Genomic DNA, 472 nt, shown 5'->3' with positions numbered 1-472 from the left:
GGCCAGTCCCGGCGCGCTCGCGCGCCGGGGCCTCCCTAGCCGTGCCGCCCGCACCACTCCCATCGATTTTGCTCCCCCCTCCCCATCCCGCGCTTCGCCAGCGGGTCAGAGCCGCAGGCCGCAGGCAGCGGCTTCGCCTAAAGGAGTGAGGAAAATGGAAGCGACGACTGACCAGATCGCCACCGTTGCGGCGCTGAACGACATTGCGCGGCGAACGATGGGCGTGACTTGTCGCACCGTGATTACGCAAGGCATCGCGGCGCTGGACGAGAATACGCAGTCCGACATTCTCAAGATGATCGAGGGCTTTGAGGATTTCACACCCGACAACGATCCTCACGGCGAGCATGACGCAGGTTTCCTTTATCGCGATGTGATCGGCCAATGGCATACCCGCTGGACCGACGACAGCGCACGCCCAGCCCTCTCGGTCATGTGGAAGTTCGACTTGTATGATCCGGGCCTTGTCAAG

General features: G+C 63.1%; 1 protein-coding gene. It reads left to right on the top strand.

Annotated elements, in window-relative coordinates:
• Positions 1 to 154 precede the first annotated feature (154 nt).
• The coding region (locus L858_RS0119230; protein ID WP_022684660.1) for a DUF3768 domain-containing protein at positions 155 to 472 on the top strand (318 nt) is incomplete at its 3' end.

It is taken from the genome of Sphingobium bisphenolivorans, from assembly GCF_000412635.1.
GTDB classification, from domain to species: Bacteria; Pseudomonadota; Alphaproteobacteria; order Sphingomonadales; family Sphingomonadaceae; genus Sphingobium; species Sphingobium bisphenolivorans.
This window is presented reverse-complemented; position numbering and strand designations above follow the sequence as displayed.